Below are 22,876 nucleotides of genomic sequence, written 5' to 3' on the forward strand. Positions count from 1 at the left end.
CCATCATGGCCATGGCCGGCGTGCAGCCGGCTATGGTTTCGTCCTCAACGACCAAGCACTGGAGTGCCAAAGGAATGGCCGGAAATTTCTCGTTCGATCAGTTGAAGAAAGCGGTCTCCAGTGGCGAGATCGACACGGTGCTGGCCTGCATCGTCGACATGCAGGGGCGGCTCGCGGGAAAGCGTTTCCTGGCGCAGTACTTTGTGGATTCTGCTCATGACGAGACGCATGGCTGCAACTATCTGCTCGCCGCCGACATCGATATGGAGCCGGTGCCGGGCTACAAGGCGGCAAGCTGGTCGAAGGGCTATGGCGACTTCGTCATGAAGCCGGACCTTGCCACGCTGCGGCGGGTTCCGTGGCTGGAAAAGACCGCGCTGGTGATCTGCGACGTGCTCGACCACCACACCCATGACGACCTTCCGCATTCGCCGCGCGCGATGCTGAAAAAGCAGGTCAAGCGGCTCACCGAACGCGGCTATATCGGCTACTTCGCCTCCGAGCTCGAATTCTACCTGTTCAACGAGACCTACGATTCCGCCCGCAAGAAACACTGGCAGGGGCTCGACACCGCGTCGCCCTATATCGGCGACTACCAGATCGGCATCACCACCAAGGAAGAAGGCGTCATGCGCCGGCTTCGCAACGAGATGGAAGCGGCGGGCATTCCGATCGAAAACTCCAAGGGCGAATGGGGCCCGGGGCAGGAAGAGATCAATGTGCGCTATGCCGAGGCGCTCGACATGGCGGACCGCCACGTCATCCTGAAGAACGGCGCCAAGGAGATTGCCGAGTCCGAAGGCAAGTCGATTTCCTTCATGTCGAAATACAATTACGGGCTCGCCGGTAATTCCAGCCACATCCACAATTCGCTGTGGAGCGCCGATGGCAAGACGCCATTGTTCTTCGACAAGAAGGCGGACTGGACTTTGTCCACGCTTGGCCAGCAATGGGCGGCTGGGCAACTGAAATATGCCAGGGAGTTTACCTGGTTCCTGGCGCCCTACATCAACTCCTACAAGCGCTTCCAGGCCGGCACCTTCGCACCGACCAAGATCATGTGGAGCGAGGACAACCGCACCGCCGGCTTCCGCCTGTGCGGTGAGGGCACCAAGGGCATCCGCATGGAATGCCGCATCGGCGGCGCCGACCTGAACCCCTATCTCGCTTTCGCGGCGCTGATCGCCGCCGGCCTTGCCGGCATCGACGAGAAGCTCGAACTGCAGAAGCCGTTCGTCGGCGATGCCTACCAGGCCTCGCGCCTGCCGGAGATCCCGAAGACGCTGCGCGACGCCACCGAGACGCTGGCCAAGTCGAAGATGCTGAAGCAGGCGCTCGGCGACGATGTGCTCGAACATTATGTCCACACCGCAAAGTGGGAGCAGTTCGAATACGACCGCCGCATTACGGATTGGGAACTGCACAGGGGGTTCGAGCGGTATTAAAACTTTATACAGCTTTAATGTTGACAATGTAGTGAAGTTAGTACCATATGGTACCTGTAAACTGCAGTGCGCTACATTGAGGAGTTTGCAATGTCCAAATATGCGCCGCTCAAGGACTTTCTCATTGCCCAAAATGTCGATCGCATTCCGATGTCATTCGCCGAAATCGAGAGAGTGCTCAATCTGCCGCTGCCCGCATCGAAGCAATACCCTGCATGGTGGAGCAACAATCCGAGCAACAATCCCATGACAAGGGAGTGGCTTGAGGCTGGGTTCGAGACCGAATCCGTCAATATAGGGAGTGGGAAACTGGTATTTCGCCGCGTTCGCAAAGTACCCATTTCGGCGCCGCCCAGTGGTAGCGTGCCTGCCGCGCCAAAGGAGGCGCGCGCGGATCGCCACCCCGGTTTTGGTTTCATGAAGGGCCTGATAACAATCGAAGCCGGATTTGATATCACCAAACCTTTCGATGACGAGCCATGGGACCGGGGCTATCTGGGCGGTGAGGCTGACGCGCGTGACGGCAAACTTGCGGTGCGTAAATGAGCGAAGAGCCAAACCTGCTTCTGGATACATGTGCGATGATCTTTGTCGCCAACGATAGTCTGATCGATCCGCACGCAAGCCGGGAGATTTCGGAAGCGGCCTATGACGGCCGTCTGTATCTTTCGCCGATGTCGGCATGGGAGATCGGAATTGGCGTAGCCAAGGGCCGGCTCAATCTGCCATTGGCGCCACTCGACTTCGTGGAGCGATTCATCGAGCGAATGTCGGCAAAGCTCAGCGCTATCTCACCAGCCATTCTGATTGCGTCATCCAACCTGCCCGGTCCGCCTCATGGTGATCCCATGGATCGGATACTGATGGCAAGTGCGAGAGCGTTGGACATGGTTCTGGTGACGCGTGACGAGCCCATCCTTCGCTATGGCCGCAATGGCCATCTGCGCACCCTAGCCTGCTAACTTGGAGTATCCTTTGGAAACCGTAAAACTCAAGTCGCCCATCGATGGTTCGATTTACGCCGAGCGGCCAATCGCGACCGACCAGGCGATCAATGCCGCGGTCGAGCGCGCCAAGGCGGCGCAGGAGAAGTGGGCGCTGACGCCGATCGTCGAGCGCGGCAAATTTATGCTGGCGATGCTCGAAGCGCTGGTCGCGATGACCGACGAGATCGTGCCGGAGATCGCCTGGCAGATGGGGCGACCGGTGCGCTATGGCGGCGAGTTCGGCGGCGTCAGGGAACGCACCAATTACATGGTCGAGATCGCTGAAGCCGCGCTGAAATCCGTGCCGGCATCCAACCCGAAGGACGGCTTCCGACGCTATGTGAAGAAGGATCCGCTCGGCGTCGTCATGGTGATCGCGCCGTGGAACTATCCCTATCTGACCGCCGTCAACACCATCGTGCCGGCACTGATGGCCGGCAATACCGTTATCCTCAAACATGCGGCGCAGACGCTGCTGGTTGGCGAACGGTTCCAGCAGGCGTTCGACAAGGTTGGGCTGCCCAAGGGCGTGTTCCAGAATGTCGTGCTGAACCATGCCCAGACCGAGAAGCTGCTCGGCTCGGGCAAGATCGACCATGTCAATTTCACCGGTTCGGTCGGCGGCGGCCGCGCCATCGAGAAGGCGGCGGCCGGCACCTTCATGACGCTCGGGCTCGAACTCGGCGGCAAGGATCCGGCCTATGTGCTGCCCGACGCCAAGCTCGACCATGCGGTGGCCAATCTGGTCGACGGCGCCTTCTACAATTCCGGCCAGTGCTGCTGCGGCATCGAGCGCGTCTATGTGCATGAGAAGGTCTACGACCAGTTCGTCGAAGGTTTCATCGCCGAGACGAAGAATTATGCCGTCGGCAATCCGCTAGAACAGGCGACGACAATGGGGCCGATGGCGCAGGCGCGCTTTGCCGACCTGATCCGCGAGCAGAAGGCCGAGGCGCTGCGCAAGGGTGCAATCGCACACATCAATATGAAGGTGGCTAACGACAAGGCCGGCTCGCCCTATCTGGCGCCGGAAGTGCTGACCGGCGTCGACCACCAGATGAGCGTCATGCGCGAGGAAAGTTTTGGCCCGATCGTCGGCATCATGAAGGTGCGCAACGACGAGGAGGCGATCGCGCTGATGAACGACAGCCCCTACGGGCTGACCGCTTCGATCTGGACCGACGATATCGAGCATGCGGTGGCGATCGGCGACCGCGTCGAGACCGGCACCGTGTTCATGAACCGCTGCGACTACCTCGATCCGGCGCTGGTCTGGACCGGCGTCAAGGACACCGGCAAAGGCGTCGCCCTTTCGGCGCTCGGCTACGACAATCTGACCCGGCCGAAATCCTTCCATCTGCGCGAAGCCATCTGATTTTTTGAAAGACAAGACATGTCCAAGCTGATCTCCAAATGGAACTACCCGACCACCGTCCGCTTCGGCGCGGGGCGCATCAAGGAACTGCCTGACGTGCTCGCTGCCACCGGCATTAAGCGGCCGCTATTCGTCACCGATCCGGGGTTGGCGAAACTGCCGGTCGTCGCTTCGACGCTGAAAATCCTCGACGACGCCAAGGTATCCTATGGCGTGTTCTCCGAGGTGAAGCCGAACCCGGTCGATTCCAACCTCACCGCCGGCATCGCCGTGTTCAAGAAGGGCAAGCATGACGGCGTCATCGCCTTCGGCGGCGGTTCAGCGCTCGATCTCGGCAAGCTGATCGCGTTCCAGGCCGGCCAGACGCGACCGATCTGGGACTTTGAGGATGTCGGCGACTGGTGGACGCGCGCCAATTCGGATGCCATCGCGCCGATCATCGCCGTGCCGACCACTGCCGGCACAGGCTCGGAAGTCGGGCGTGCCGGCGTCATCACCAATGAGGCGACGCACACCAAGAAGGTCATCTTCCATCCGAAGCTTTTGCCGGCAATCGTCATTGCCGATCCGGAACTGTCGGTCGGCATGCCCGGCTTCATCACCGCCGGCACCGGCATGGATGCGCTGGCACATTGCCTCGAAGCCTATTGCGCGCCGGGCTACCATCCGATGGCCGACGGCATTGCGGTGGAAGGTGTGCGCCTGGTGTTCGAGAACCTGCCCAGGGCCTACGTCAAAGGCAAGGACCTTGTCGCGCGCGCCCACATGATGAGTGCGGCCGCCATGGGTGCTGCCGCCTTCCAGAAGGGTCTTGGCGCCATCCACTCGCTGTCGCATCCGATCGGCGCGCTCTACGACACCCATCACGGCATGACGAATGCGGTGTTCATGCCCTATGTCTTGGCCTTCAATCGCGACTCCATCGAGGAGCGGATTGCCCGGCTCGCTGCCTATTGCGGCATCAAGGGTGGCTTCGACGGCTTTGCCAAAGCGATCATCAAGCTGCGCAAGGAATTGAAGGTGCCGCATGCGCTGCCCGATCTGATCAAGGGGCTCGACATGGACAAGAAGCGCAAGGGGCTGATCGCCGACATGGCGGTGGTCGATCCGACAGCCGGCGGCAACCCGGTCAAGCTGACCAAGAAAGCAGCGCTGACGCTGCTCGAGAACACTATCGCCGGCACTGTCTGAGGCGGTTTCTGCGCCGGACGTGATCTAAAAACGAAGGGAAAGGAAGGGCAAGGGGGCAAAAAGCAAGGCAATAAACCATTAGCCGGGAAATTAAGTCGAGGCTAATTGCTACAGCCGGTTAAAAAGAGTTAACTTTTCGTACCGCCGGGGGCCAGTTTCAAAAAGCTTTCATCTGGCTGTCATATGAAACCGATACCGCATCGCAGGCGTCCAGGACGCCAGTTCAACGGAGAGAACACATGTTCAAGTTCACAGGGAAAGTGCTTTCCCTTTCGGCCGTCGCCCTCATGGCGACCTCTGCTATCTCGTCGGCCCAGTCCATGGATGAACTGGTTGCCGCTGCGAAGAAGGAAGGCCAGCTCACGACAATCGCGCTGCCGCATGACTGGTGCGGCTACGGCGCCGTCATCGACGGCTTCAAGGCAAAGTATCCTGAGATCACCATCAACGAACTCAACCCCGATGCCGGCTCCGGCGACGAGGTCGAGGCGATCAAGGCCAACAAGGACAACAAGGGCCCGCAGGCGCCCGACGTCATCGACGTTGGCCTGTCCTTCGGCCCGACCGCCAAGGCTGACGGCCTGATCCAGCCCTACAAAGTGTCGACCTGGGACTCGATCCCCGACAGCGCCAAGGATGCCGATGGTTACTGGACCGGCGACTACTATGGCGTGCTATCCTTCCTGGTGAACAAGGACCTCGTCAAGGAAGCGCCTGCTGACTGGGCTGACCTGCTGAAGCCGGAATTCGCCAACACCGTGGCGCTTGCCGGCGACCCGCGCGCCTCGAACCAGGCCATCCAGGCCGTCTACGCGGCCGGCATTTCCGGTGGTGCGGCTGCCGGCGAAGCTGCTGGCACTGCTGGTCTCGACTTCTTCAAGAAGCTTAACGCCGCCGGCAATTTCGTGCCGGTCATCGGCAAACCGGCGACCCTGGCACAAGGCCAGACGCCGATCCTGGTGACCTGGGATTACAATGCACTTGCCGGTCGCGACACGCTGAAGGGCAATCCGCCCGTCGACGTCGTCGTGCCCAAGACCGGTGTCGTTGCCGGCGTCTATGTGCAGGCGATCAGTGCTTTCGCACCGCATCCGAACGCTGCCAAGCTCTGGCTGGAGTATCTCTACTCCGACGAAGGCCAGATCGGCTGGCTGAAGGGCTATTGCCACCCGATCCGCTTCAACGATCTTGCCAAGAACGGCAAGCTCCCGGCGGACGTGATGGCCAAGCTGCCGCCGGCCGAGGCTTACGCTGCCGCGGTGTTCCCGACGCTGGACGAGCAGGGCAAGGCAAAGGAAGCCGTCACCAAGAACTGGGATGCCGTCGTCGGCGCCAACGTCAAGTAAGGCTTGAAACCAACCGGGCGGCCTCGCGGCCGCCCGGTGTTCCTCGGAGACGGTAGCCGGCGCATGACAGATATCTCGCTTTCCGATCACGCAGTTGCCGGGAAGACCGCGCCCCCCAGCGAGGCGCGTGCAATGCGACTGCCGACGCAATGGCTCGGCGTTGCGCCATTCTTCATCTTCGCCATCATGTTCCTGATCCTACCCACGCTCTATCTGATGCTGGGTGCATTCCAGAACGATGCCGGCGAATTCACGTTCGAAAACATAGCAGCACTGGCGCAGCCATCGATTGTCGCCGCCTACTGGATCTCGCTCAAGGTCAGCCTTTCCTCGTCGCTGATCGGCGCCTTCGCAGGTCTCGGCATCGCCATCGCCATCGTGCGCGGCGGCCTGCCGGAGTGGATACGTTCGGCGACGCTGACATTCTCCGGCGTGGCTTCCAATTTCGCCGGCGTACCGCTGGCCTTCGCCTTCATCGCCACGCTCGGACGCCTCGGTCTCGCCACGGTGCTGCTCAACACCGTGTTCGGCCTCAACATTTATGCGCACGGCTTCAACATCCTATCGTTCTGGGGCCTGACGCTGACCTATGTCTATTTCCAGATTCCCCTAATGGTGGTCATCATCACGCCGGCGATCGACGGCTTGAAGAAGGAGTGGGGCGAGGCTGCGGCGACGCTTGGCGCCACCCAGACGCAATACTGGCGCATGGTGGTCATCCCGGTGATCTGGCCGAGTTTCCTCGGCACGGTCATCCTGCTCTTCGCCAATGCCTTCGGCGCCATCGCCACCGCCTATGCGCTGACCGGCTCTTCACTCAACATCGTACCGATCCTGCTCTATGCGCAGATACGCGGTGACGTGCTGCACAATGCCCATCTCGGCTATGCGATCGCCTTCGGCATGATCGTCATCACCGGGCTGGCCAATGTCTTCTACATTTGGTTCCGGACGCGCTCGGAGAGGTGGCTGAAATGAAGTCCGGAAAATTCTGGGCCTGGGTCGTCTTCGGGCTGGGCGCGGCCTATTTCTTCATTCCGCTGATCGCGACGGTGGAATTTTCCTTGCGCATGCGGCGCGGCGCTTATTCCTTCGACGCCTATCAGATCGTGCTTGGCGACCCTCGTTTTCAGGCGACCTTTGGCTACTCAGTGCTTGCCGCCATCTTCACCATCATTCTGGGCGTGTTGATCGTGGTGCCCGCCGCCTACTGGATTCGACTGCGCCTGCCGCAACTGCGGCCGATCGTAGAGTTCATCACGCTGCTGCCGCTGGTCATTCCCGCCATCGTCATCGTCTTCGGCTATATCAGGATGTACGGTTCGAATTCGCCGCTGCCGTTCCTGGCGACCGACATGGGCACAAATGCCTTGCTGGTCATCGGCTATGCAATGCTGGCGCTGCCCTACATGTATCGCGCGGTCGATACCGGACTGCGCACCATCGACGTCAGGACGCTGACCGAAGCGGCGCAGATCCTTGGCGCCGGTTGGGGCACGATCATTGGTCGTGTGATCCTGCCCAATGTGCTGATCGCCGTGCTGTCGGGCGCCTTCCTTACCTTCGCCATCGTCATTGGCGAATTCACCATGGCCAGCTTGCTCAACCGGCCCGCCTTCGGCCCCTATCTGCAAAACGTTGGCGCCAACCGCGCCTATGAGCCGGCGGCGCTTGCCATCATCGCCTTCGCCATCACCTGGGGCTGTATGTCGCTGATCCAGATCCTGTCCCGTTTCGCGCCGAGATCGGCGAACCGCCCGAACTGATCGACAAAGTACTGATCGAAAGAAAAAGCCATGGCCGAACCATTCCTCTCCATCCAGCATGTGCGAAAATCCTTCGGCGCCACCACCGTGGTCGAAGATTTCAATCTTGATGTCGAGCCGGGCGAGTTCGTATCCTTCCTTGGGCCATCGGGTTGCGGCAAGACCACCGTGCTGCGCATGGTCGCCGGTTTCGAAGAGCCGTCGGCGGGCAAGATCGTCGTCGCAGGCAAGGACATCACGAGGCTAAAGCCCAACCAGCGCAATGTCGGCATGGTGTTCCAAGCCTATGCGCTGTTCCCCAACCTGACGGTGGCGCAAAACATCGGCTTTGGCCTGAAGGTCGCCGGCATGCCCAAGGCGGACATCGACAGACGCGTGGCCGAGATGCTCGACATCATCAAGCTGCCGCAGATGGCCGACCGCTATCCCTACCAGCTCTCCGGCGGCCAGCAGCAGCGCATCGCGCTGGCGCGTGCCATCGCGCCGAAGCCGAAGCTGCTTTTGCTCGACGAGCCGCTGTCGGCGCTCGACGCCAAGGTACGTGTGTCGTTGCGCGAGGAAATCCGCTCGATCCAGAAGAAGCTCGGCATCACCACCATCTTCGTCACCCATGACCAGGAAGAGGCGCTGTCGATCTCCGACCGCATCGCGGTGATGTATGGCGGCAAGGCCGAGCAGGTCGGCACGCCGTTCGAGATCTACAACCGGCCGGCGACCAAGTTCGTCGCCAACTTCGTCGGCACGCTGAACGTGCTCGAAGGCAAGGTCACTGACGCCGCGGCCGGCACGGTGCAAGTCAACACGCAGGAAGTCTCGCTCAAGGGCAAGCTCAACGGCTCGAAGTCGGGCGACACGCTGTCGCTGGCGCTGCGTCCCGAGGCGATCTCGCTCGGACGCCAGCCCGGTCGCGATTCAAGCCTGTCGGGCGAAATCTCCGAAGTGCACTTCCTCGGCTCGGTCATTCGCGTTCGCGTCGGCATCGGCGGCAACACGGTGTCGCTCGACACCTTCAACAGCCCGGCAACGCCACCGCCGGCTGTCGGCGAGAAGGCCGACATATCGTTCTCATCGAGCGATATGCTGGTGCTGCACTAGCAAAGCAGCATCCTGGGGCGACCGAGGCGGTCGATTCAAGCTGGCGCGATGAACGGCCGTATCATTGCCGGACCCCGAGTGCTGGATAATCAACAGCATCTTGCCATCCAGCCACTGCCCATGATGCCGCTTCGCCGTTACGATGGGCCATGGCGCTATTCGAACTTACCCTCATCCTGCTTCTGGCTGCCGTCGCGCTGACGGCGCTGTCGCGGCGGCTGGAAATTCCCTATCCGTCCCTGCTGGCTCTGGCCGGCGTCGCGATTGCCTTCGTACCCGGTGCGCCGACGATCGAGATCGATCCGGAGTTGGCGCTTGCCCTGTTCATCGCGCCGGTGCTTCTCGACGCCGCCTATGACACGTCGCTGCGCGACCTCAAGCGCTACCGGCTGTCGCTCGCGCTGCTGGCGCTAGGCGCCGTGGTCTTCACCACCGTGGTGGTTGCCTTGGTCGGCTGGAAGATGGCCGGCCTGCCGATCGCGGCGGCAATCGCGCTCGGCGCCATCGTCGCGCCACCGGATGCGGTGGCCGCATCCGCCGTGCTCAGCCAGTTCAAGGTACCGCACCGCATTACCGCCATCCTGCAGGGCGAGAGCCTGCTCAACGATGCCACGGCGCTGCTGATCTACCGGCTGGCGGTTTCGGCGGCGCTTGGCACGATCATGCTCAGCAACGCCGTTCCGGTGATCCTGCTGGCAACGATCGGCAGTGTGATCGCGGGCTATCTGTTTGGCCGCGTCTCGCTGCTGTCGCTCGGCCGCATCGAGGATGCGGCGAGCAGCACGGTGGTGCAGTTTGCCGGAACCTTCGCCGTGTGGATCATCGCCGACAGGCTGGGCCTTTCCGCCATCATCACCATCGTCGTCTATGCCATGACCATTGCGCGCAGGGCGCCGCGCCAGTCGTCGGCGAGACGCCGCGTCAGCACCTATTCGGTCTGGGAGTCGGCCGTGTTCGTGCTCAACGTGCTGGCTTTCGTGCTGATGGGCCTGCAGGCACGCACGATCGTTGGCAGGCTGGCCGGCGACGGGCAAGGCGAAGCATTCCTTTTCGCCGCAACGGTGCTGGTCGTCGTTATCGTCGCGCGCCTTGTCTGGGTGGCGAGTTACGTCGCGATCATCCGGTGGCTTGCCCGCTTCGGCAGCCAAGAGGCAAGGCGGGAATTGCCGACGTTCGGCGGCGCCGTCATTGTCGGCTGGTGCGGCATGCGTGGGTTGGTGACGCTGGTGGTCGCCATTGCGCTGCCGGCCGATTTTCCCGGCCGAGACCCGATCGTGCTTGCCGCCTTCGCGGTGGTGCTGGGCACGCTGGTGCTGCAAGGCATGACGCTGAAGCCGCTGCTGCGCTGGATCAACTTCGACCCCGATAGAACCGTCGACAATGAGGTGGCGCAAGCGCGCGTCGCCATCATGCAGGCAGCACTGGACGTGCTGAGCCGCAAGACATCTGCGGCCGCCGCCGTCGTGCGCGAACAGTATGAAGCGCAGCGCCTGATTGCGGAAAACCCGGAGGACGCTCAGGCCGCGACCGAATACGACCGGCTGCGCCTCTATGCCATCAACCGCCAGCGCGACACGCTCGAGGAGTTGCGCAGCAACGGCACGATCGGCGACGAAGCCTACCACCGGCTGGAGGAAGAGATCGACTGGGCCGAACTGGCGGCATCGCCGGCGGGCCGGTTCCAGCCGCTGACCACATCATAGACGCTGGCCCAGTTCCGCCGTCGTGCCGGTACATTGCAACCCATCTGCCGAACCGCTACTGCCAAAGCGAAATTGAGCCGGATAAGCAATGAAGCTGGTCAGCTACAACATCCAGTACGGGTTCGGCGGCGATGGCCGTTACGATCTTTCGCGCTGCACCAAGCTGGTCGACGGCGCCGATATCATCGCGCTGCAGGAGGTCGAGCGGCATTGGCAGCGCACCAATGAGGACGACCAGCCGGAGGTCCTGTCCAAGCTGCTGCCTAGCTATTACTGGGTCTATGGCCCGGCCTTCGACATGGACGCCAGTGAGCGGCGCGACGGCCGGGTCGTCAACCGCCGCCGCCAGTTCGGCACCATGCTGCTGTCGAAGCTGCCGATCGCCTGGTCGCGGCTGCACGCGCTGCCCATGCGCCGCACGCTCAAGCCGCTCAACACCCGCAATGCGGCGCTCGAATGCATGATCCGCACACCCGCCGGACCGGTAAGGGTCCTGTCGCTGCACCTCGCCCATGTCGCGGCGGAGGAGCGGCTGGAGCAGATCGACTATCTCTTGGCCGAGCATCGCCGCGCGCCGTCCGAGGGCGGCCCGTGGAGCGGCGCGGACGATGAGCCTTCGCGCAACTGGACCAGCGGCGAGGCCGAGCCGGAGAACCCGACAGCTGCGATCTGGATGGGCGATTTCAACATGGAGCCTGGCAGCGCCGAATACAGCCGCATCGTCGGCAGCACGCCCTATCATCGCGGGGCAGCTTATCTCGACGGCTTTGTTGATGCCGCTGCCGTCGCTAGCGAGCCGGCTGCCGATTTCCACACCCATGTGAAAACGATCGACGGGAAAGTGGCAAAACGCCGGCTCGACCATTGCTTCGTCGGCGGTATGTTCGCGGACCGTGTGCGCTCGGTCAGTGCCGATATAGGCGAGATCGCTTCAGACCATTTTCCGGTCCGGATCGATATCGATCTCGAAACGCCTTTGAGCTCAGGAGATCGGTGAGCCCTCGATGACGCTTTTCGTCTTCTTCGCGGTGCTTGCCGCCGCCGCCATGCACGCGATCTGGAACGCGCTGGTCAAGGTCCATCTCGATCGCTTCCTGTCGATCACGCTGATGACACTGGGCATGGGTTTTGCCGCACTGTTCGTGCTGCCCTTCGTCGAGTTTCCAAAGGCCGCGGTATGGCCCTTTATAATCGCCTCGGTGCTCTTTCACATGGGCTACCGGACCTTCCTGATCGGCGCCTACAAGGCCGGCGATTTCGCCCAGACCTATCCGCTGGCGCGCGGCACGGCGCCGCTTTTGACCGCCCTCGGCGGCGTTGTCGTGGTGCAGGAGATGCCGGCGCCTTTCGCCATCCTCGGCATCCTGCTGCTGTCGGCCGGCACGCTGGTGATGTCGTTTCGCGGCGGCGCGCATCTGGAGCGGATCAATGTGCGGGCGGTCGGCTTTGCGCTCGGCACTTCGATCTTCATATCCAGCTACACGCTCTCCGACGGCAGCGGCGCGCGGCTGGCGGCGACGGCGCAGAGCTATGCCGCATGGCTGTTCATCTGCGATGCCACGTGGGCGCTGGTGCTGTGCCTCATCTTTCGCGGGCCCAAGGCGCTGCCCGTGCTGGCGCGTGACTGGAAGGCAGGCCTGTTCACCGGCGTGCTCAGCGGCGCGGCCTACTGGATCGTCATGTGGGCGATGACCAAGGCGCCGATCGCCTCGGTGGCGTCGTTGCGGGAGACGTCGATCCTGTTTGCCATGATGATCTCGGTTTTCGCGCTCGGCGAGAAAATGACAGGCTGGCGCGGCGCCGCCGCGCTCAGCATCGTTGCCGGTGTGGTGGCCCTCAGACTGGGCTGAGAGCCTGATACTTCAGCCGAGCACGGTCATCGCCTGTCCGCGCCGTTCCGGACTGAAGCGGATGACGACGATGATGCAGACGGCGACCACGCCGGCAAACAGCGCCAGCGCGTAGCCATAGCTGCCTCCAGACGCCTCGGCGATGCCGGCCTGGTAGGGACCGCCATAGGACGCCGCGAGATTGCCGGCCTGGTAGATGAAGCCGGGCAAGGTTGCCCGCACGGCGCCGGGCGACAGCTCGTTAAGATGCACCGGGATGACGCCCCAGGCGCCCTGCACCGCGACCTGCATGACGAAGGCGCCGATGGCCAGCATGAACGGTGTCGAGCTGAAGGCCCAGAGCGGAATCGAGGGCAAGGCAATCAGGCAGGCGAGCGTTATCGCGTTGACGCGGCCGATCTTCTCCGACAGTGCGCCGAACGCCAACCCGCCGACGATGGCGCCGATATTGGCGACGATGGTGATCCAGCTCACCGTGTGCGGGTCGAAGCCATGCTGCTTCTTGAGGAAGGTCGGGTAGAGGTCCTGCGTGCCGTGGCTGAAGAAATTGAAGAACATCATCAGCACGACCGCATAGACGGCGACGCCCCAGTGCTTCCGCAGCGTTTCAAGAAGGCCAGGTCTGACGGATTTCTGCGCCTCGACGAAGGCCGGCGATTCCGGCACATGCGAGCGGATGAAGAGCACGATCAGTGCCGGCAGGAAGGAGAGCAGGAACATGGCGCGCCAGCCGATCGTGTAACCACCGATCGTCTGCTGGTAGAGCACGCCGTAAACCACGGCCGCCAGAAGGTAGCCGGTAGGATAGCCGCATTGCAGGATGCCCGAGACCATGCCGCGGGCACTGGACGGAATGGACTCCATGGCGAGCGAACTGCCCAGCCCCCATTCGCCGCCCATGGCGATGCCGAACAGAGCGCGCAGCGCGAGGAAAATGCCGAGATTGGGCGAGAAGGCAGCCAGCGCGCCGATCACCGAATAGCTGACGATGTTGAGCATCAGAATGGGCTTGCGCCCCATATTTGTCGGCCAGCCTGCCGAAGAAGAAGGCGCCGATGAAGCGTGTCGCCAGCGTCAGGAACAACGCTTTGGAGACTGCCGGAACGTCAGTGTTGAATCCGGTTGCGATATCGGTGAGCAGGAACGTCAGAAGGAAGAAATCAAAAGCGTCGAGCGTCCAGCCGAGGAAGGAGGCAAGGACGGTTTTCTTCTGTTGCGCGGTGAGAGCCACGACGTTCCTCCTAAGCGCCCCGGGGAACGATATGTTCCTTGGGGCGCAAAAGAGAACAGGCGTCAGCCGGCTTTCGAAAGAAGCGCGGTCACTTTTTCGTAATGTCGAGATCGAACACCATCAGCCCGTCGGTGCCGCCTTCGAGCGCTGCGACCATCCGGGCGCCGGCGCGCTGATGCGCTTCATGCACGAGATAGGCGTCGCGGGCGGCGGCATCGCGGAAGTCGATGGTGAAGGCATGGCTGAAGCCGCGCGCGAACGGCTCCGGGCTGACATTGGCGCTGAAGTGGACCGCGTCCATGCCGTCGACAACGGAGCGCAGTGCTTCGAGATCGGCGTGGATTGCCGTGCGCTCGGTGGCGGGCACATCGCTGCGGAAGCGTACGAAGACGCAGTGTCTGATCATTGGTTCGTTCTCCTAAGTGGCTATGCGGCCCGATTGCCGGAGAACACCGCCGGCGGAAGCGGCTCGCGGCCGAGGATGATGTCGGCGCCTTTTTCGCCGACCATGATGGTCGGCGCATTGGTGTTGGAGGAAGGCACGCGCGGCATCACCGAGGCATCGCAGACGCGCAGGCCCTCGATGCCGCGCAGGCGCAGGTCCGGTGTGACCACCGCCATATCGTCATGGCCCATGCGGCAGGTACCCACGGGGTGATGGTCGGTCTTGGCGGTGCGGCAGGCATAGTCGATCAGCTCGTCATCGCTGGCGAGCGATGGTCCGGGCAGCACCTCGCGCAACACGTAAGGTGCAAGCGCCTTCTGCCGCATGATCTCGCGCGCAAGCCTGAGGCCCTTGATCGACATGGCGCGGTCATAAGGGTCCGACCAATAGTTGGGATCGATCAGCGGGTGGTCGGCCGGGTCGGCGCTGCTCAGCCGCACCGTGCCGCGCGAGCGCGGGCGCAGGAAGGCCGAGTTCAAGGTCACGCCGGGGTTCTTCAACCTCTCGACGCCGGCCTCGATGCCGGAGCCGAGTCCGAGGTGGAACTGGATGTCGGGCGAGGCGGCGGTCGGATCGGCGTACCAGAAGCCGCCGGTCTCGAACAGGCTGGAGGCGACCGGCCCTCTCTTCAGCAGCAGATACTGCAAGCCGGCCCACGCGGTGCGGTGCAGCTTGGCGTAGTTGTCATAGGTGTGGTCGCCGGTGCATTCGGCGATGACGAACAAATCGAGATGGTCCTGCATGTTGGAGCCGACACCGGGCAGATCATGCACCGGCGTCACGCCGACCGATTTCAGGTGATCAGCCGGGCCGATGCCCGACTGCATCAACAGCTTCGGCGAACCGATGGCGCCGGACGAGACGATCACTTCGCGCTCGGCGCGCATGATGGTCTTCTCGCCGCCGGGTTTGTCGGCGATCTCGACGCCGATGGCGCGGCCTTTCTCGACGACGATGCGGGTGACCAGCACATCGGTTCGGACCGTCAGGTTCTTGCGGGCGCGGATGGGCTTCAAATAGGCGACCGAAGCGGATGAGCGCCGGGCGTCCTTCTGGGTCAGCTGGTAGTAGCCGACGCCTTCCTGGCTAGCGCCGTTGAAATCCGGGTTGAAGGGGATGCCCATCTCTTGGGCGGCGCGGAAATAGGCCTCGCAAATCGGCAGCGGCGAAATCGGGTTCGACACGCCGAGCGGCCCCTGGTCGCCGTGAAAATCGTTGGCGAAGCGCTGGTTGTTCTCGGCGCGCTTGAAATAGGGCAGCACGTCGCGATAGCCCCAGCCCGCGAGGCCCTCTTCCTTCTCCCATGCGTCGTAGTCGCGAGCGTTGCCGCGCGTGTATATCTGGGCATTGATGGACGAGCCGCCGCCGACCACCTTCGCCTGCGTATACCAGAAGACGCGGTCCTGCATGTGCCTCTGCGGCACAGTCGACCAGCCCCAGGAAGCGATGCCCTTGGTCATCTTGGCAAAGCCCGCCGGCATGTGGATGTAGGGGTGCCAGTCCTTGCCGCCGGCCTCGAGCAGCAGCACGGAATTCGCTGGATCCTCGCTCAGCCGGTTGGCCAGAACGCAGCCGGCCGGGCCGGCACCTACGATGATGTAGTCGGTCATAACTCTATCCACCTACAGTCGAGGCACGGAGAGCGCGCCGTCGACATTGATAATCGAGCCTGTGGAAAAGCCGAGCTTGCCGACGGCAAGCGTCGCCACCACGGCGCCGATGTCCGATGCTTCGCCCCAGCGTTTTGCCGGCACCAGGCCGCTGTCGATAAGCGCGTCGTATTTGGCTGATACGCTCGCGGTCATGTCGGTGCGAATGATGCCGGGCCGCAGTTCGAACACGCCGATGTTTTCCGGCGCAAGCCGTAGCGCCAGGTTCTTCACCCACATCGAAAGGCCGGCTTTCGAGATGCAGTAGTCGGCGCGTTCCGGCGAGGCCATATCGGCGCTGACCGAGGTGATGGTGATGATCGAGCGCGGATGATTGCTGGGAGCCGCCAGCATCGCCTTGGCGACGGCCTGGCTAAGGAAGACTGTGCCGCGCAGATTGACGTCCAGCGCACGGTCGAAATTCTCGGGCTTCAGCTCCAGCAGATCGCCGCGCACCACGGCGCCGATGCCGGCATTGTTGACGAGGCAGTCGATGCGGCTGAAGGCACGTATGGCGGCGTCGACGAGGGCCGTGTGATCCTCGAGGTTGGCGATATCACAACGGACATAGGCGAACTCCGCACCCCGTGCGGTGATGTTGGCGGCCAGTTCGTCCGGCGCTTGTTCGGCAAGGTCGGCGATCAAAATGTCGAAGCCGTCCCCGGCCAGCGCCTCGGCGCAGGCGAGCCCAATGCCGCGCGCACCGCCGGTGACGATTGCTGCGGGGCGGGTCATGCCGCGAGGTCCGTTCGGCGAATATGCTCGGCCACGCGCAGCGCCTGGGCGGCGATCGACAGCGCCGGATTCACGGCTGCGGAGTTCGGCAGAAAACTGGCGTCGACGACGAACAGGTTCGGGTGGTCGAAGGCGCGGCAGAAGGGGTCGAGCGGCGACGTCGCCGGGTCATCGCCCATTTTCACCGTGCCGCACTGGTGCGAGGGCGTGCGCTTGTCGAAGGGACGCGACAGCACGATGGGATAACCGCAGGCGCGGAAGTTCTCACGCATCACCCTGGTCAGCCCGTCCAGCGACTGCATGTTGGAGCGCCGCCATTGCATGACGATGTCCTTGCCATCGACCATGATGCGGCTTTCCGGATCGGGCAGATCCTCGCACATCAGATACCAGTCGACGGCGCGACCGGCCATGTAATCGAGCGCGAATTTCGGCACGCGTTTGACGTTGGCCTTCAACATGTTGCCGTCGATCTTGCCGAGCAGTTGGACGTTGCCGAGCGGCTTGCCGCCTTTGCCGTCGGAGAGATAGTAGTCATTCAGCATAAGCGTCTTCTGGTAGACGCTGTCGTTCCTGCGGCGCGGATCGATCGCCAGCATGGCGCTCGAATTATGGTTCATGAAATTGCGGCCGACCTGGTCGGAGCTGTTGGCGAGGCCTTTACCGTCTGATGAAGGCGAGCGCAGCAGGATGACGGCGGAATTGACCGCGCCGGCCGACAGGATAACCAGCTTCGGCGCGACTTTCTTCAGCTCGCCATTCTGACGGTAGTGAACGGCAGCGATGCTTTTGCCGTCGGACGACGCTTCGAGATATTCGACATGGCAGCCGGTTTCGAGTCGGATATTGCTGTCCTTAAGTGCAGCCGTCAGCGGTCCGGTCTGCGCATCAACCTTGCCCTGGGCGGTGTTGGGGAATGCGTCCCAGCCGGTCTTGCCCTCTTTCAGCCAGGTGTCGATGTCGACGCCGAGCGGCAGCGAGGCGGGGTGCAGGCCCAGTCCCTTCAGCTCGGCGCGGGCGCGCGCAATCGGCGCTTCGTCGGGCACCGGCTTGAAAGCATAGGGGATCGAGTGGAACGGTTCGGTCGGGTCCTCGCCGAGTGAGCCGCGGACGCGAAACAGCTGCTCGGCTTTCGAATACCAGGGCTCGAATTCATCGTAGGAAAACGGCCATGCCGGCGAGACGCCACCGAAGTGCTCCATGGCGGCGAAATCCTCTTTGCGGTAGCGGATCAGCACCGCGCCGTAGAATTTCGAATTGCCGCCGACATAGTAGTAATTGCCGGGGTTGAAGGCGCCGCCGCCGGGCTCCCGCCACATCTCCTTCGGACGGTAGTGGCCATCGACGAAGATCGAGCGCGTGTCGCGGGCATGCGGCGTTGCCGGCAAGGGCTCGCCGCGCTCCAGCATCAGGACCGAGGCGCCGCTGCCGGCCAGGCCGGAAGCGATCGTAGCGCCGCCGATGCCGGAGCCGATGATGACGATATCGGGGCTGACCATCTCGATCAGCGGATGCGGTGTTCGGTCGCCGGATCGAAGAACACGGCCTTGGTCAGGTTGAAGGCGAGCGGCGTGCTGGTGCCCGGCTGGATGTTGGCGTCGGCCCGCAACCGCGCCACCACGCCCTTGCCGCCGAGGTTGGTCACCGCGAACGTGTCGGACCCTGCCGGCTCGACCACTTCGATGTGCAGGTCGGCAGTGGCAATGTTGGAGGCGTTGCGTTCCGCACCTTCCGGATCGGTCAGCGCTTCCGGGCGCACGCCGAAGATGATCGGCTTGCCCTGGAATGCCGAAAGACCCGCCGGCGCGTTGGCCATCGGCAGCGTGATCGGCTCGCGCGCCTCGCGCTCCAACACGACGGACAGCGCATTGCCCGACGTGGCAATGGTCGCCGGGATCAGGTTCATCGCCGGCGAACCCATGAAGTCGGCGACGAACAAATTGGTCGGGTTGTTGTAGATCTCGGCCGGGGTGCCGAACTGCTGCACCTCGCCGTCGCGCATGACGGCGATCTTGGTAGCCAGCGTCATCGCCTCGATCTGGTCGTGGGTGACGTAGACGATGGTTGTGCCGGTGGTGGCATGCAGGCGCTTGATCTCGATGCGCATGTCAACGCGCAATTTGGCGTCGAGGTTGGACAAAGGCTCGTCGAACAGGAACAGCTTGGGGTCGCGCACCAGCGCCCGGCCCATGGCGACGCGCTGGCGCTGGCCGCCGGAAAGCTGGCTCGGCTTGCGCTGCAGGAGGTGGCCGATCTGCAGGACCTTGGCCACCTTGTCGATCGCCTTTTGGCGTTCGTCGGCCGGCACGCCGCGCATCTCCATGCCGAAGGAGATGTTTCCGGCCACCGTCATGTTCGGATAGAGCGCATAGCTCTGGAACACCATGGCGATGTCGCGCTTGGATGGGTGCAGATCGTTGATGGCGCGGCCGTCGACGCGGATTTCGCCCTCGGTGATCTGCTCCAGGCCGGCAATCGTGTTGAGCAAGGTGGACTTGCCGCAGCCGGACGGGCCGACCAGCACCAGGAAGCCGCCCTTTTCGAGCTCGACATCGATGCCCTTCAGGATCTCGACATTCCCGAAGCGCTTCTTCAGCCCATCAATTTCCAGAAAAGCCATGGTCGTTCCTTCCGAATTGATCAGCCCTTGACCGCGCCAGCCATCAGCCCGCGCACGAAATAGCGGCCGGCGACGACATAGACGATCAGGGTGGGCAGAGCCGCGATCATCGCGGCCGCCATGTTGACGTTGTATTCGACGACGCCGGTCGAGGTGTTGACGACGTTGTTGAGCGCCACCGTCATCGGCATGGAGTCGCCTGTGCCGGCGTAAGCCGAAGCGAACAGGAAGTCGTTCCAGATGTTGGTGAACTGGTAGATGACGGTGACGACGAAGATCGGCATCGAGTTCGGCAGCATGATGCGGCGGAAGATCTGGAAGAAGGAGGCGCCGTCGACCTGTGCGGCCTTGATCAGCTCGTTCGGGAATGCCTCGTAATAGTTGCGGAAAAACAGTGTGGTGAAGCCGATGCCGTAGACGACATGGACGAAGACCAGGTTGACCGTCGGATTGCCGAGACCGAAACTCGTACCCGTCGCATTCTGCAGCTTCACGCCGAAACGTCCCAGGCTGCCGAGGATGGTCGCCATCGGCAGCAGCACCGACTGGAACGGAATGAAGCAGGCAAACAGCATCAGCCCGAACACCAGCGTGGCGCCGCGAAAACGCCATTTGGTCAAGACGTAGCCGTTGAGCGCGCCGAGCATGGTCGAGATCAGTACGGCTGGAACCACCATCTTGATCGAGTTCCAGAAATAGCCCTTGATGCCGGCGCAGGTGAGGCCGACGCAGGTCTCGCCCCAGGCCTTCAGCCACGGGTCGAAGGTCGGCGCCGTGGGCAACGCCAGCATGTTGCCGTTCTGGATCTCGTCCATGGTCTTGAACGAGGTCACCAGCATGACGAACAGGGGCATCAGATAAAACAGCGCAAACAGCGCCAGAAGCCCGTAGATGACGATGCGGTTGAGGGTCTTGGTGCTCATGCCGCCGGAGGCCTTTTGGGAAGCAGCGGGGCGGGCAGGGGCGGCGACAGCGCTCATCGCGGCTTCTCCCTGAGTTCCGAATAGAGATAAGGCACGATGATGGCAACGATGGTCATCAGCATGATCACGGCACTGGCCGAGCCGACAGCCATTTCGTTGCGCTTGAACGTGTACTCATACATGAAGTTGGACGGCAGCCAGGCCGAGCCACCGGGGCCGCCGCTGGTCAGCGCCACCACCAGATCGTACGACTTGATGGCGAGGTGGGCGAGCACGATGAAGGCCGACAGGAAGATTGGCCGCAGCAGCGGAATGACGATGCGGCGATAGAGCTGGAAGGTGGTGGCACCGTCGATCTGCGCCGCCTTCATGATCTCGCCGTCGATGCCGCGCAGGCCGGCCAGGAACATCGCCATGATGAAGCCGGAGGCCTGCCAGACGCCGGCAATGACCACCGTGTAGATGACGAAATCCTTGTTCTTGATCCAGTCGAAATGGAAGCTCGTCCAGCCCCACTGATGCAGGGTCTGCTCAAGACCGAGGCCGGGGTCGAGGAACCATTTCCAGGCGACGCCGGTGACGATGAAGGACAGCGCCATCGGGTAGAGATAGATCGGCCGCAACACGCCTTCGCCGCGAATCTTCTGGTCGAGCAGGATGGCCAGGAACAGGCCGAGCGCCAGGCAGATGGCGATGTAGAGAAAGCCAAAAATGCCCATATTGACGATCGACGTGTACCAGCTCGATGGCGGGTCGGAGTCGAACGTCCAGCCCCACAGCCGTAGATACGCGCGTGGTCCGGTAATGACATAGGACGGGAAGGTCTTGGAATTGGTGAAGGACAGATAGACTGTCCACAGGATGAAGCCATAGACGAAGACGATGGTGATGGCGAAGCTCGGCGCCAGCACGATCTTCGGCAGCGCGTCCTGCAGTCGCGCGCGCACGGAGGGGCGAGACCGCTCGGGTGTCAGCTTGATCTGGGTCGTCGCTACACTGCTCATGAGGCTCCTCCCGTTCGGGTCGTCCGTGCTCTGCCGTCAGGAGGCAAGGCGGCCCCGTGCATACGGGTCTCTGGTCGGCATGGTGTTCAAGAGCGTTTTCACCGTTTCACGGAAACGGCGAACCTCTCTAACTCTTTCTTTTACGCAATTCCGGCCGGAAAACCGCTCACACTTTCCTGGAATTGCGCCAGCTGGCCAATCCTTAGGTGACACCTTCCCCGCCGAAGCGGGGAAGGTGTGTTTCTGGCCAGCGCTTACTTGGCGTCGTCGATTGCCTTGACCAGTTCGGTCACGGCTTCGTCCGAGGTCTTGATCTGACCGTGAACGAACTTCGAAACGACGTCCTTGTAGGCATTGGCGACCGCCGGAGGCGCGCCATAGCCCTGGGCAAGCGAGCCGAACAGTGTGCCGCCTTCGTTGGCAGCCTTCAGGTCGGCGATGCCCTTCTTGCCGCACGCGTCGAAGTCGGTGTCGGGAACGTCGGTACGGGCGGGAACCGAACCCTTGACGACGTTGAAGGCCGACTGGAAGCTCTTCGACAGGGTGGCGGTGGCCAACGCGACCTGGGCGGCCTTGCGGTCGTCCGGAACGTTGAACATGCCGAACATGTCGGAGTTGTAGACCACCGAGCCTTCCGTGCCCGGGAAGCGATAGCACAGGAAGTCGGTGCCCGGCGTTTTCTTGGCGGCGTTGAACTCGCCCTTGGCCCAGTCACCCATCACCTGCACCAGGGCATCGCCCTTGATGACCATGGCGGTGGCAAGGTTCCAGTCGCGGCCCGAGAAGTTCGGGTCGACATAGGTGACGAGCTTGGCGAGGTTGTCGAACGACTTCTTCATCGTGTCCGACTTGAGGGACTCGTCGTCGAGGTCGTTGAAGGCCTTCTTGTAGAACTCAGGTCCGCCGGTCGACAGCACAACCGAGTCGAACATGGTGGCTTCCTGCCAGTTCTGGCCGCCAAGGGCGAGCGGAATGACGCCAGCCGCCTTGGCTTTGTCGAGCAGGGCGACGAAGTCGTCGAAGGTCTTTGGCTCGGTGCCGCCGATCTTGTCCATCACCGCCTTGTTGATCCACAGCCAGTTGACGGAGTGGACGTTGACTGGAGCAGCGACCCACTTGCCGTCGTAGACGGAGAACTTCTGCAGGGCTGCCGGAACCGACTTGTCCCAGCCTTCCTTCTTCGCCGTCTCGGTCAGGTCGCCCATGACGCCGGCCGCCGCATAATCGAGCACGGTGTAGCCGAGCATCTGCGACGCGGTCGGGTAATTTCCGGCCGCGACCATCGCCTTCAGCGCAGTCATGGCGGCGTCGCCGCCACCACCGGCCACCGGCACGTCCTTCCAGGCATAGCCTTCCTTGGCAAGGTCGCCCTTGAGGACGTTGAGAGCAGCCGCTTCGCCGCCCGACGTCCACCAATGCAGCATCTGCACTTCCTTGACGTCCTCGGCATGGGCCGAGAAAGCAAAGGCCGTCGCAAGAGCCGTTCCGATAAGCAGTTTGCGCAACATGTAC

General features: G+C 62.6%; 20 protein-coding genes and 1 pseudogene. 12 read left to right on the forward strand and 9 right to left on the reverse strand.

The window, feature by feature from the left end; all coding sequences use genetic code 11:
• The first annotated feature begins 74 nt into the window (after positions 1–74).
• The 12 genes from NLY43_RS24435 to NLY43_RS24490 all read left to right on the forward strand — a co-directional run bounded on the left by NLY43_RS24435 (position 75) and on the right by NLY43_RS24490 (position 12,757).
• A complete protein-coding gene (locus NLY43_RS24435; RefSeq protein WP_023691840.1) occupies positions 75–1,445 on the forward strand; it encodes a glutamine synthetase family protein in 1,371 nt (456 codons plus the stop codon).
• A 90-nt stretch (positions 1,446–1,535) separates the two neighbouring features.
• On the forward strand, positions 1,536–1,991 hold the full coding sequence (locus NLY43_RS24440; protein ID WP_023691839.1) for a DUF7662 domain-containing protein: 456 nt from the start codon (positions 1,536–1,538) through the stop codon (positions 1,989–1,991).
• Positions 1,988–2,407 (forward strand): type II toxin-antitoxin system VapC family toxin, encoded by a 420-nt coding sequence (locus tag NLY43_RS24445; RefSeq protein WP_031196520.1) that lies wholly within the window; start codon positions 1,988–1,990, stop codon positions 2,405–2,407. Before NLY43_RS24440 ends, NLY43_RS24445 begins: the two co-directional genes overlap by 4 nt.
• Positions 2,408–2,420: 13 nt before the next feature.
• Positions 2,421–3,806, forward strand: a complete 1,386-nt coding sequence (locus NLY43_RS24450; RefSeq protein ID WP_023691838.1) for an aldehyde dehydrogenase family protein — start codon at positions 2,421–2,423, stop codon at positions 3,804–3,806.
• A gap of 18 nt (positions 3,807–3,824) precedes the next feature.
• Positions 3,825–4,997, forward strand: a complete 1,173-nt coding sequence (locus NLY43_RS24455; RefSeq protein WP_023710921.1) for an iron-containing alcohol dehydrogenase — start codon at positions 3,825–3,827, stop codon at positions 4,995–4,997.
• A gap of 239 nt (positions 4,998–5,236) precedes the next feature.
• Positions 5,237–6,343, forward strand: coding sequence for an ABC transporter substrate-binding protein (locus NLY43_RS24460; RefSeq protein WP_023671169.1), 1,107 nt, complete (start codon positions 5,237–5,239; stop codon positions 6,341–6,343).
• A gap of 63 nt (positions 6,344–6,406) precedes the next feature.
• Positions 6,407–7,321, forward strand: a complete 915-nt coding sequence (locus NLY43_RS24465; RefSeq protein ID WP_023671170.1) for an ABC transporter permease — start codon at positions 6,407–6,409, stop codon at positions 7,319–7,321.
• A complete protein-coding gene (locus tag NLY43_RS24470) occupies positions 7,318–8,109 on the forward strand; it encodes an ABC transporter permease (RefSeq protein WP_023671171.1) in 792 nt (263 codons plus the stop codon). The genes NLY43_RS24465 and NLY43_RS24470 overlap by 4 nt, the downstream gene beginning before the upstream one ends.
• A gap of 30 nt (positions 8,110–8,139) precedes the next feature.
• The gene (locus NLY43_RS24475) at positions 8,140–9,204 is read left to right on the forward strand and encodes an ABC transporter ATP-binding protein (protein WP_023686439.1); all 1,065 of its coding nucleotides are present in this window, start codon (positions 8,140–8,142) and stop codon (positions 9,202–9,204) included.
• A gap of 149 nt (positions 9,205–9,353) precedes the next feature.
• Positions 9,354–10,907: a cation:proton antiporter gene (locus NLY43_RS24480; RefSeq protein ID WP_023695635.1), complete on the forward strand. Its 1,554-nt coding sequence runs from the start codon at positions 9,354–9,356 to the stop codon at positions 10,905–10,907.
• Positions 10,908–10,995: 88 nt separating this feature from the next.
• Positions 10,996–11,904 (forward strand): endonuclease/exonuclease/phosphatase family protein, encoded by a 909-nt coding sequence (locus NLY43_RS24485; protein ID WP_023710922.1) that lies wholly within the window; start codon positions 10,996–10,998, stop codon positions 11,902–11,904.
• A gap of 7 nt (positions 11,905–11,911) precedes the next feature.
• Positions 11,912–12,757 carry an EamA family transporter gene (locus NLY43_RS24490; RefSeq protein WP_023710923.1) on the forward strand — a complete coding sequence of 282 codons (846 nt, stop codon included), beginning with the start codon at positions 11,912–11,914 and terminating at the stop codon, positions 12,755–12,757.
• Between the two features lie 12 nt (positions 12,758–12,769).
• Here the strand turns inward: NLY43_RS24490 and NLY43_RS24495 are convergent.
• The 9 genes and pseudogenes from NLY43_RS24495 to NLY43_RS24535 form a co-directional block, all read right to left on the reverse strand.
• Positions 12,770–14,021, reverse strand: a pseudogene (locus NLY43_RS24495) (MFS transporter).
• Positions 14,022–14,076: 55 nt separating this feature from the next.
• The gene (locus tag NLY43_RS24500) at positions 14,077–14,394 is read right to left on the reverse strand and encodes a Dabb family protein (RefSeq protein WP_023710924.1); all 318 of its coding nucleotides are present in this window, start codon (positions 14,392–14,394) and stop codon (positions 14,077–14,079) included.
• A gap of 20 nt (positions 14,395–14,414) precedes the next feature.
• Positions 14,415–16,043 carry a GMC family oxidoreductase gene (locus NLY43_RS24505; protein ID WP_023710925.1) on the reverse strand — a complete coding sequence of 543 codons (1,629 nt, stop codon included), beginning with the start codon at positions 16,041–16,043 and terminating at the stop codon, positions 14,415–14,417.
• 12 nt (positions 16,044–16,055) lie between these two features.
• On the reverse strand, positions 16,056–16,817 hold the full coding sequence (locus tag NLY43_RS24510) for a 3-ketoacyl-ACP reductase (RefSeq protein ID WP_023710926.1): 762 nt from the start codon (positions 16,815–16,817) through the stop codon (positions 16,056–16,058).
• The gene (locus NLY43_RS24515) at positions 16,814–18,316 is read right to left on the reverse strand and encodes a GMC oxidoreductase (RefSeq protein WP_023710927.1); all 1,503 of its coding nucleotides are present in this window, start codon (positions 18,314–18,316) and stop codon (positions 16,814–16,816) included. The genes NLY43_RS24510 and NLY43_RS24515 overlap by 4 nt, the downstream gene beginning before the upstream one ends.
• A gap of 5 nt (positions 18,317–18,321) precedes the next feature.
• Complete coding sequence (locus NLY43_RS24520) at positions 18,322–19,437, reverse strand: ABC transporter ATP-binding protein (protein WP_023671180.1); 1,116 nt, start codon at positions 19,435–19,437, stop codon at positions 18,322–18,324.
• A 20-nt stretch (positions 19,438–19,457) separates the two neighbouring features.
• Complete coding sequence (locus tag NLY43_RS24525) at positions 19,458–20,417, reverse strand: carbohydrate ABC transporter permease (RefSeq protein ID WP_023710928.1); 960 nt, start codon at positions 20,415–20,417, stop codon at positions 19,458–19,460.
• Entirely contained in the window at positions 20,414–21,364 is a 951-nt protein-coding gene (locus NLY43_RS24530) for a carbohydrate ABC transporter permease (RefSeq protein WP_023671182.1), read from the reverse strand. The genes NLY43_RS24525 and NLY43_RS24530 overlap by 4 nt, the downstream gene beginning before the upstream one ends.
• A gap of 254 nt (positions 21,365–21,618) precedes the next feature.
• Complete coding sequence (locus NLY43_RS24535) at positions 21,619–22,872, reverse strand: ABC transporter substrate-binding protein (RefSeq protein ID WP_027049809.1); 1,254 nt, start codon at positions 22,870–22,872, stop codon at positions 21,619–21,621.
• Positions 22,873–22,876 lie beyond the last annotated feature (4 nt).

Source organism: Mesorhizobium sp. C416B, assembly GCF_030323165.1.
In the GTDB taxonomy this organism is placed as follows: Bacteria; Pseudomonadota; Alphaproteobacteria; order Rhizobiales; family Rhizobiaceae; genus Mesorhizobium.